Here is a 9,814-nt window from a genome sequence, read left to right as displayed (position 1 = left end):
CAGCACGTTTCCACCGGAAAAGGAGAAAAAAGCCCCCAGGCAGCCCCAACCCACCCCCTGAAAAGGGTCCATCAGGTGGGTCAGAATTCGATGCAAAAGGTGGGTCAGGATTCAGTGCAAATCAACATCCAGAGCAAAGAATGGGCGAAAGTCCGATTCCCGGGACTCACCCTGATTTAGCGGAACTGCTCCGGGGGTTAACCGTGCTCAATGGGCGCTAGACCATGCCGGGCTGCGGAAAGCAGTACTTCCTCCTCCCCATTGATCAGGGCTCTTGGCGCAAGACCACGCAAATAGCCATTTACGGAGGTGAGCCAAAAAGCCAGGTCCCACCGCGATCTACCTGCACCAGAGTAGAGCTTGATTAATGCAGCCAACACGGGATACGGGTGGTAATGGTTCTGAGGGTCAAGCGCAAAGGACGGATAAAATATCTCTCCATCCCGCTCAATCGTAAAAATCCGTCCCTCTGCATTCCAGGACTTGAGCTCTTCTGCGCAGAGTTCCCGTGCCAACCCGCTCATCTGGTCGGCGGTCAGCCATCCTCCCTGGGCCAGAACGGTGACCTCTGCATGGTCTCTCATCTGTCTCAGCGTTTCATGAACGTCCGTCATGGTTGCCTGCTCCACAATCCATCCGCAGCTTTAATCTCAAGCCAATGGCAATCTCCTCGAGGCCTGTCAGACTGTTTGTATGACTATAAACCCGTGTTATTTATCTGGTGAAGCAGAGCCGATAAATACAGAGTCGGAGGGCAACCGTGAGGCTGAAAATTCAGAAGTGAGGTAGCAGTGAAGATGTCAGGCTGCCTGCAACCCTTCTCGAGCAGGCCGGTCTCCATGCTGGTTCCATGATTTATATTGATACGTTGCCCCGGCCAGTATCAACTGATCAGTTCAACAGCGTCTGGTTCTGGATTCCAACGGGTGCTAATGTCCCGGGCAATAAACGCCTGCGTTTAAAACTTAACTTCGTGCTTCACCACCAATCCGTGCTCCTTACCAGCGCTCCTGCCTCCATATGAGCGCAACGGCCTGTATTCGGGTCTGGAGTGCAATTCACCGCAATGAACAGCCTGTTGTCATCGGTGCCAATGTGCTCGACAAGGTGCTGGAAAGAGCAGGTGGCCAGTTCGTTTGAGTAATTTGGGTCTTTGTAGAACACGGTATCGCCGTCTATGCCCGCAATGACAATTGCATGAGCGCTTCCTGCGCGAAACTGGGTTACGTTTACAATTCGGTCGCCTCTTGCGGGATCCGCACCTGTGCGATCAACGGTATGTATAGAGAACTCGCCACCGGCATAGCACGGACCCCAAGTGGCCAGACATTGTTCCAGGCGTTCAGGGGTAAAGCCGTCCTTAAGCCAGATGTCCGCCTTAACGATCTGAAACGTGCCATCGGGGAAGAACGATTCAAAGATTTTGGCACGGGAAAGGCTGTTGCCCTCATAACTGCGCAGTGCCTCAAGGGCGGCCTGCCTGCGGTCAAACTCGACCCGGTTCCCATCAAGCAGACGTTCAAGGGTATCCAAATGCTGATTCAGCGTGACGGTCGCTGCCGCATTGGCAGTGCGTAATTTACGCTTTAACTGGATTATCGCTTGTGATCGGCTATTGATTTGCCGCAGGGATTCCATCCTTCTGTTATTCATGCGATCCATGACGATATTTTTGTCGTGGCGGTTTGCATGGCTTTCTGTTTCACCCATTTGAGTCAATAGACTGCGTAACTCATGCATGGCTTTGAAGTTTTCATAGTCTTCGCTGGCAGGCTGGATTTTGTTATGAAAACGCAACAACATTTTGGATACGTAATACCAGCAGGTCGGCCCTCGCTGCCCCCATTTATTTGGAGATGCTGCACCAATACGCGGTATGTCATACAGAATTGCCATTAAAGCCATCCTTTAGATTTGAAAAACAATCCCACGCTTGCAGCGTTAGGCTGGCTAAAAACTAGCAGTAATTGCTCCGATATCAAGCGCAAACGTGGCGAACTGTTATGCGCCGCCGCGAAGAGTAGAAAGAACCATTGAACACGCGTTTCCTGATTCAGCGCAGATAAACAGGCAGGTGGTTCAGATCCAGCGGCGAAAGATCTGCCCGCGTCAGCGGGGAGATCGCATAACCATTCCACTCGATTGGGGTGCCCAGAACATTGCCCGCCAAGTTCCGTTTGGTGATCCGCCCAGCAGTTCTTAGTAGGGTGTTTTCTTCCAGTTTCTTGCCTCGCCGGTGGGTGGAATCCATACAGATAACCTATCTCACTTCATTCGGCTAGTAGTTAGCAAGTAGCCGTTCTTCCATTTGCTGGAGTTCTCGACAGAACCTGAGGGGAGGTGGCAGGCCTAACAGGCAATGGAATCTATTACACCTGCAATAACTGACAGTCTTGCCCAGTGTATCCTTGTGTATCATCCGGACTGAATGTTGGTGTAAGTATTTGTTATGGGTGAGCGGCTGCAAGGCACGGGCAGCTTCAACTAAACCCATTCGGGTATCAGCCTTCACCAGATCACAAGTTGAGTCGCTAACGCCCAAAGCAGGCGGATCGTCTGCGATACAACGCCGCTGTATTTTCGCTGGAACAAAGATTTAATTGATTGGGAGCACATCATGTCTATCAGCATCGGACCCGTCACCTCTGCCACTGCGGCTACCACCACAGCTACTGCCAAAGCACCATTGATTGCGCCGACCCCGTCAGGCGACAAGCCATGGGGTGACGTGTCCGTCTGGAGTCCGACCAACCCAGGCACCATTGCAAATCCCGTATGGGTTCCCGGTGATCAGGCAGAAGCCTGGATTCAACAGCAGTCGGGCGGCACCAAGGAATATGCAGATTATGTTCTCTCCGTCGCGTCCCCAAACAATAGTCAATCAGGCTCGGCCCGCGTGGCATTGAGTTTTGAGGCCTGGTCGAAACAGCAGGCTGAGCTGAAGGACAATCCGGCTCAGAGCAACACAGCAAATATTGCTTCCTTGAATGGCAGCCCGCAAACCTACGACTTCAAGCAGTTGATTGGTGCAGTAGAAGGTGAAAGTGCAGGCAAGGTCGCGTCCTCCATTGATGCAATGAAATCAAAGCTGGATAGCGCATATCTAACAGAAACAAGGAAGAAGCATGCATAAAGCGATATTGTTGTTTCTTGGAATTGTTGTAGCAGCTGTTTCATCGGCGGAAGACGCAAAATTTACCTCGGCAGAGGAACTTCAGCAGAAAAATCCCCAAGAATACGCGGAGGCGGTCGCCGCGTATTCTACAGCGCAAGCAGCTCAACCTGCAGATACCACTCCCTTGGGCTGGACTTATACCTACTACTCAGGGATTACGGTTTCCCAGTGGAATACTAATTACTTTTCACCGACATTTAACGGAATACCCTCTCAAGGGGATCCTGCAAAAAATATAACCAGTCTGTCATATGTTGCGGCCCCGTCGTACCCGCTCCCTGGTGGATTTGCTCCGGCGATTTCACTGCTGGTTTACAATTCTTTGGGCTCACTTATCGGGGTTATTTCGCCATTGGGTGCAAATGGTTATCTCACAGTTGCGAGCGGTAGAGTTCCTGCAAATGTTCCCTCAAATTCGCAATTCGTATTTAGAGTGAATCAGTCAGGTGGGGGAACTCCGACGATTCAAGGTGCGTACAACATGGGAAACCAGACCTTGTCTGTGAATTATTAAAAACAGAGCGCCCACAAGGGCGCTTTGTTTTTGGTTAAAAAATTCTGGCGTCAAATTCAACCTTTTCGATGCCGCCAATTCCAGTCAGTTAGATCCTGCATGGGTTTAGAGTAAGTTGAAGTTTTGAGCGGTGATGCGCCATCGGCAGTTTTGCGTTTATGGTCATAGTAGTGCTTGAACGGGGCGTAATACGATAATCCCCGCAATTTTTCTGGAGGGTGTTCCGGCCAGATGCCTTTGTGAGCGCGTGCGTAGCTGATCAGCTCGGAAATGGCCTTTTTGAGTGTCATGGATCCGGGGCAGAACAGCAGCCCTCTGAGCGGCCGAGCTGAATTAATTTCAAGAAGATACCCTTGTGTCTGCTTGCCCCCTGTATCCGTACTGGTAAGCCGGGCCACCATGGCTACGTCAATTAAAAGGTCATCAACCCGGTCCCAAAAGGCGACCCAATGGTAGCATTCGCCACTGACTGACCGGTCTTTCGTGATATCTCCTGCCTTATTAATCAATGCCCATGCTGTCACCGCACGGCCCAGGCATCTGACAACATCATCGAAGACACCATCCCTCGTAACTGTCGTGGACGAGTTATCTGGTGTCTTTTTTTCCAGGATGGTTGCGCTGTCCGCGCCGGCTATGTTGTTGCCACCACCAGCTTTACCACCGGCCGAAGCAAGTTCCGGAGGGGGAAGTACGGGACCACGGTGCTGTCCCGCCGTTCTGCTGTAGCTTTTACTTATGTGTTTTTGATATCTGGTTTTCTCCGGCTTGTTTAACCAGTCCACAGCGGGCACCACAAATTCGATATTACCGCGTTGCAGTGACGCGTCCTGTTGGGCGGTCATGCTGACTTCCTCGGCTTCCGACTCTGAAACCATTTGCGGAATGTAGGGAGGTGGGTCATTGGTCGCGGTAACTTTGTCGCCAGCTTGGGCGTCGTTGTCACGGCCCACCACAACGACGGGATTGGTTTCTGGCCAGCTGAATCCGCGAATATGTGTGATAAGGACTTTATCCTCCGAGAGGTCTACCGCCACCGCCTGGAGTTTGAAGCGAGTAAATACGAAGGGAAGGCCAACGCTAATGAGGGCACCGTCTCCACGATCTGCAGCTTTCGTTGCCAGAACCGACTTGTAAATATAGGACGCCTCTCTATACCCGACTTCATCCAGCATAAGGTGAGCCAGAAGGGGGCCATAAATGCTTTGCATCGATCTTCTCAGGATGATCTGCCATTGGCCATTGTCGAGCACCCGGGTCTTCGGCAGTTGAACGATATCTTCGGGCGAAAAACTGGCAAGAAGGTTTTTGGTGCCTTCCCATGGCCCGGTCAACAAGGCTTTGGCAATTTCCGAATGATGCGCATAGAAGCCAGTGAAAGCGGTGATCGCTGGGATGAGAATGATCTTGCTACCCGATCTGAACGTCAGGATGTTACTTGTGAGGAAATTAGAACCGGCGTCTTCATATTGCCCATACAGGCAATACTCATATTGTTGCAGAAGGCGAGGAGAGAATCCGCCGTCCCTACTTTTGGATAGAACCGAGTTGCTGGGAAGGATTTTCATTTCCCAGTTATCAGCGCTCAGATCAAAAGGACGTTCCTTCAGGTTTAGCTGGCCAACCGGCTTTTGTTTGTGGATGACAACCCCGATGAAATACCGGGGAAGTTCACCAACGAGGCAGCGGCAAACACGATAGTTCGCGGCACGCTTTTTGAAGACTTGTAGGTAAGCATTGTCGTGGAGTTCCCGCCAATGGCTGGGCAACTCTTCAAGGAGTATGTTTATCCCGGCGGTTGATGTGTTCGCTTGTGGCACAAAGATGCGGTCAATCCAACGGATGAAGTAGTACTTGTCGTCATTTGGAAAACCGTCTGACGGCGGGTTTACGCTCATGTCGTCCTGTTTGCATGCAGATGAGATCGCTCGGGCAATGCTGGTGTTCCGGCATCGCGAAGAAGGTCGTTCTGTGGGCGACTCAGTGTAAACAGGAAGACAAAACAAAAACAATTCAGCTTTTTCTGACAGCTTGTCGACGGTTGAAAACCGTGTTGGATTGGTTCGTACGCAGTCCAGCTTTTAAATGTGTAGTCCAGTTAGTTCGTGTTTTTCATAACCACCGCCGGCCAGTGCGGCGGCAGAGGCAGTATGGTGGGGCGAGCGATAAGGGCGTATGCCGAACTTTGCCGGGTCCATCCCCGCGCGGGTGAGGGAGCGTACAGCGGCAGCCTCCAGCGCGTCGTCCACCGACAATGGCGGCAGCAGCCCCGGCAGGCGCTGCGCCAGCATCGATTTGCCCGTGCCGGGTGGCCCACTCATCAACAGGCTGTGCTGGCCGGCAGCGGCGATTTCCAGCGCACGCTTGACCTGTTGCTGCCCGCGGACCTCGCGCAGGTCCGGGTAAGTGATGTCGGCCTGGGTGGAGGGCGGCACGGCCAGATCCAGTGGCTGGTTCTGACTGAAGTGCCGGCTGATCGCCAGCAAGTGTGGCGCGGATAAGACGCTGGCACCCGGATACAATGCGCCCTCAGCCGCGCTTGCGGTGGGCAGGATCAGCTGTCGCCCAGCCTGGGTGGCCGCCCTGGCCAGTGCGATCGCACCGCGCACCGGACGCAGCTCGGCCGAAAGCCCGAGTTCGCCGGCGAATTCGTACTGGGTCAATGCATCACGCGGTAGCTGACCGCTTGCCGCCAAAATCCCGACGGCAATCGGTAAATCGAAGTGGCTAGAGGATTTGGGGAGGTCCGCAGGTGCTAAATTAACGGTTATACGCCGCGCGGGGAACTCGAAACCGGCGACAGTCAGGGCCGCGCGCACTCGCTCGCGGCTTTCTTTGACTTCCGCTTCGGGTAAACCAACCAGATTGAAAGCAGGTAGTCCGTTCGCAAGATGAACCTCTACCGTAACCGGTCTGGCGGCAAGCCCATCCAGTGCCCGGGTGAAAATCAGTGCCAGTGACATGACTATTGATCGCATCTGCATTGGGGTCCGTTATAGTACGGACTGTTTTTTGCCCCAACCTTGATCCGTCGTGAATCCAAACGCTTCCATTGACTCCGATTTGTTGCCCGATTTCCGCAATATGGGCGTGCTGCTGCGCATTCTGGTGTTTGTACACCTGGCGCTGTTCGTCTATACATTGATCGGACTGGGGCAGTGGCAGACCTGGCCCGAGAACCTGGCCGCGTCGGTCTTGTGGCTGGAGTTTTCCCTGTTGCCGGCGGTGCTGGTGCTGGGGCTGGCCAGCCCGTTGCTGGCGCGTCTGGATTATTCGCGCGGGGTGCTGGTCACCTGCGTGCTGGCTGCGCTTGCCGGCACGTTTGGCCATTGGGTGCTGATGCCGGGCCCGGCCAACTGGAATGCCCTTCTGGCCAGTGCGGCGGTGATTGTCGCCAGCGCACTGACCTTGCTGAAGTATTTTCATCTGCGCCAGCGTGCGCTGTCGCCGCGGTTGTCCGAGGCCCGCCTGGCTGCGCTGCAGGCGCGGATTCGTCCGCACTTTTTGTTTAACAGTCTGAATGCAGTATTGTCATTGATCCGTTACGAGCCGGCCAAAGCCGAGCAAGTGCTGGAAGATCTGGCAGATTTGTTCCGCGTGGTGATGAAAGATAATCGCCAGTTGTCCCGGCTTGATCGTGAAGTCGAACTGGCCAAGCGTTATCTGAATATTGAAATGGTTCGGCTGGGCTCGCGCCTCAAAGTACAATGGAATACAGAAAACATGCCGGGGGATGCGGCTGTGCCCCCCCTGATGTTGCAGCCACTTGTCGAAAACGCGGTCTATCATGGTGTTGAGCCCGCGCTGAATCCTGCACCAATCGAAGTACACGTTTTCCGCTTTCGCGACCAGCTACACCTGGACGTGAAAAACCCGCTGCCACCGCCCGATGCGGTGCGTGAGCACGTAGGGAACGGCATGGCGCTCGAAAATATCCGCGAGCGCCTTTTGCTGCATTTTGATGCTGAAGCTACGCTGACAACCCAGGCAGCGAGCGACTATTATCAAGTTCATATTGTGGTGCCATACAGAGAGATCGCCCATGACGACGCCGCTTCGCCTTTTTTTGGTGGATGATGAGATGCCTGCGCTGCGCAGGCTTGAAGATGTACTGAACGACGTATCAACCGAGTGCCCGGTAGAGATTGTCGGTTCTGCCACCAACGGCGTATCGGCGTTGACCCAGCTGGCGGAAGCGGACGCAGATGCGGCCATTATCGATATCCAGATGCCGCAAATGAGCGGGATTGAACTGGCGCGCGAGCTGCAAGGCCTGTCGCAACCGCCCGCCATCATCTTTGCCACGGCATTTGAAGAGTACGGTGTGGCCGCGTTTGAAGTACGCGCCATTGATTACCTGCTCAAGCCTATCCGTCGCGAGCGCCTGCTGGACGCGCTCAATCGCGTGCTGGAACTGCGCCAGGCGCGTAGCCAGGCCGAACCGGCCTCGCACGCCCGCAGCCACTTCAGCGTAACCGAACGCGGCCGTCTGCATCTGATTCCGGTCGCTGAAGCGCGTTACCTGAAGGCCGAGCAGAAATACATTACGCTACGCACGCGTGAGCGGGAGTACCTGCTGGAAGACTCGCTGACCCGTCTGGAAGAAGAGTTCGGCAGCCGCTTTGTGCGTATCCACCGCAATTGTCTGGTGGCGCGCGATTCGCTGGTGGGTTTCGAGAAGATGCCGTCCAACGGCGGTGAAACCCATTGGGTGGCCGTACTGAAAGATGTGCCGGAACGCCTCGCTGTGAGCCGTCGCCAGCAGCACGTCATCAAGGAATTCAAGCGTAACGGCTAAGCGGCCGGCGTTTGTCTTGCCAACAAAAAACCCCGCAAATCATTGCGGGGTTTTTTGTTGGCTGTGAAGCTGCGATCAGGCGCCGAAAATACCCAGCAACCACATGGCCGCCAGGTTGATCAGACAGATCAGCTGCGCCGCGCTACCCAGATCCTTGGCCCGCTTGGCCAGCACATGGCGTTCCAGCGAGGTGTGATCCACCGCCGCTTCCACGGCGGAGTTCAGCAGTTCCACAATCACCGTCAGCAAGTGACTGGCAATGACCACCGCGCGGGCCCAGGCATGCAAGGGCGCGATAAAGGCAATGATGATGCCGACCACGGCCAGCATCGAGACCTGGCGAAATGCGGCTTCGTTCTTCCAGCCAGCGCCCAGACCATCAAGCGAATAGCCAAGCGCATTCAGTACGCGCTGGGCGCCGGTTTTGCCTTTGAACGGGCTTTCTTCAGCAGACACGATATTTCCTTTTAGTGTTGCGGATGGTCGCCGAATACGTCGGCATAGCAGGTGTAGTTGAACAGGATGGTCACTGGCAGTAACAGAATCAGCCCCAGCATCATGGGCAAGCTGGCTACGATGGCCATCAGCACCAGGATAAGGCCAGACACCAGCATGGGCAGCCAGTTGCGCCAGAACGCCAGATAACTGATGCGCATGGCTTCCACGGCTTTCAGATTGCGCAGGATCACCAGCTGCGGCGCAAAGAAATAAATGCTGTTCATGAACAACATGCCAACCACGAACAGCAACACGAACACCACGCCGCTGCTATCGAGTTGCGGCACCGGCCCACCGCCGGTCTGGGCAGCGTGGATGGCCTGGATTTCTTCGGGCGAGACCATCAGCTTGCCCAGCAGTGCCAGCACCGCCATCACCACAAACGAACCCAGCATGTACAACAGGCCCACGCTGATGAGCGTACGGGTTTTTGCTTTCAGGGCAATGAAGAGGTCAGGCAAGGCCGGCGCGCGATCCTGGCTGCGGCTTTCATGCGCGGCCCAGGCAATGCCGGCGATCAGCATGGGCGCAATAATGGGGGTCAACATGCCGACGACGGGAATCATTAACATCCCGAACAAGATGACCAGCATGACGGCGCACAGCAACAGCCATTGCCACCAATGCTTGAAAAACATCCTGAATGCGTCAGCGATCCACGTCCAGCCGTGAGCGGCCGGAACACGGCGCGGTTCCACGCTATTGTCGATGATGATCCCGTTGTTATCCATCTGTGCTGATTCCTTGTTGTCGTCTATCACGCAGCATCGTATTGACTGTGACGGGATTCTGACAAGTTCAGCAGTATCGGTAACTGCTGTGAACCCTG

General features: G+C 54.6%; 12 protein-coding genes. 5 read left to right on the top strand and 7 right to left on the bottom strand.

Annotation, left to right across the window (positions count from 1 at the left end):
* A partial coding sequence (locus IEX57_RS21255) for a hypothetical protein (protein ID WP_229709145.1) occupies window positions 1–180 on the top strand: 180 nt, incomplete at its 5' end.
* Window positions 181–197: 17 nt separating this feature from the next.
* On the opposite strand, the gene IEX57_RS19960 is transcribed toward IEX57_RS21255, so the two are convergent.
* From IEX57_RS19960 to IEX57_RS19950, 3 genes are all read right to left on the bottom strand, one after another.
* On the bottom strand, window positions 198–614 hold the full coding sequence (locus IEX57_RS19960) for a hypothetical protein (protein ID WP_188706886.1): 417 nt from the start codon (window positions 612–614) through the stop codon (window positions 198–200).
* 364 nt (window positions 615–978) lie between these two features.
* Entirely contained in the window at window positions 979–1,896 is a 918-nt protein-coding gene (locus tag IEX57_RS19955; RefSeq protein WP_188706884.1) for a papain-like cysteine protease family protein, read from the bottom strand.
* 157 nt (window positions 1,897–2,053) lie between these two features.
* A complete protein-coding gene (locus IEX57_RS19950; RefSeq protein ID WP_188706882.1) occupies window positions 2,054–2,251 on the bottom strand; it encodes a hypothetical protein in 198 nt (65 codons plus the stop codon).
* A gap of 366 nt (window positions 2,252–2,617) precedes the next feature.
* On the opposite strand from IEX57_RS19950, the gene IEX57_RS19945 reads away from it, so the two are divergent.
* Together IEX57_RS19945 and IEX57_RS19940 are read left to right on the top strand one after the other, a co-directional pair.
* A complete protein-coding gene (locus tag IEX57_RS19945; RefSeq protein WP_188706880.1) occupies window positions 2,618–3,133 on the top strand; it encodes a hypothetical protein in 516 nt (171 codons plus the stop codon).
* Window positions 3,126–3,689 (top strand): hypothetical protein, encoded by a 564-nt coding sequence (locus tag IEX57_RS19940; RefSeq protein ID WP_188706878.1) that lies wholly within the window; start codon window positions 3,126–3,128, stop codon window positions 3,687–3,689. Before IEX57_RS19945 ends, IEX57_RS19940 begins: the two co-directional genes overlap by 8 nt.
* A 56-nt stretch (window positions 3,690–3,745) precedes the next feature.
* On the opposite strand, the gene IEX57_RS19935 is transcribed toward IEX57_RS19940, so the two are convergent.
* Both IEX57_RS19935 and IEX57_RS19930 read right to left on the bottom strand, forming a co-directional pair.
* Window positions 3,746–5,587, bottom strand: a complete 1,842-nt coding sequence (locus IEX57_RS19935) for a hypothetical protein (protein WP_188706876.1) — start codon at window positions 5,585–5,587, stop codon at window positions 3,746–3,748.
* A 183-nt stretch (window positions 5,588–5,770) separates the two neighbouring features.
* Window positions 5,771–6,652: a YifB family Mg chelatase-like AAA ATPase gene (locus IEX57_RS19930; protein WP_188706874.1), complete on the bottom strand. Its 882-nt coding sequence runs from the start codon at window positions 6,650–6,652 to the stop codon at window positions 5,771–5,773.
* 70 nt (window positions 6,653–6,722) lie between these two features.
* Between IEX57_RS19930 and IEX57_RS19925 the strand changes: the two genes are divergently transcribed.
* The gene (locus tag IEX57_RS19925; RefSeq protein ID WP_229709144.1) at window positions 6,723–7,766 is read left to right on the top strand and encodes a sensor histidine kinase; all 1,044 of its coding nucleotides are present in this window, start codon (window positions 6,723–6,725) and stop codon (window positions 7,764–7,766) included.
* Between the two features lie 4 nt (window positions 7,767–7,770).
* Window positions 7,771–8,487, top strand: coding sequence for a LytR/AlgR family response regulator transcription factor (locus IEX57_RS19920; protein ID WP_229709143.1), 717 nt, complete (start codon window positions 7,771–7,773; stop codon window positions 8,485–8,487).
* A 75-nt stretch (window positions 8,488–8,562) separates the two neighbouring features.
* Here IEX57_RS19920 and IEX57_RS19915 read toward each other — a convergent pair whose 3' ends face one another.
* Both IEX57_RS19915 and IEX57_RS19910 read right to left on the bottom strand, forming a co-directional pair.
* A complete protein-coding gene (locus tag IEX57_RS19915) occupies window positions 8,563–8,943 on the bottom strand; it encodes a diacylglycerol kinase (protein WP_188691446.1) in 381 nt (126 codons plus the stop codon).
* An 11-nt stretch (window positions 8,944–8,954) separates the two neighbouring features.
* Window positions 8,955–9,716, bottom strand: a complete 762-nt coding sequence (locus tag IEX57_RS19910; RefSeq protein ID WP_188706872.1) for a BPSS1780 family membrane protein — start codon at window positions 9,714–9,716, stop codon at window positions 8,955–8,957.
* Window positions 9,717–9,814: the final 98 nt, after the last annotated feature.

Origin of the sequence: Silvimonas iriomotensis, assembly GCF_014645535.1 — a bacterium.
GTDB classification, from domain to species: Bacteria; Pseudomonadota; Gammaproteobacteria; order Burkholderiales; family Chitinibacteraceae; genus Silvimonas; species Silvimonas iriomotensis.
The sequence above is the reverse complement of the archived record's forward strand: the minus strand, read 5'-3'. Positions and strand labels throughout refer to the sequence as shown.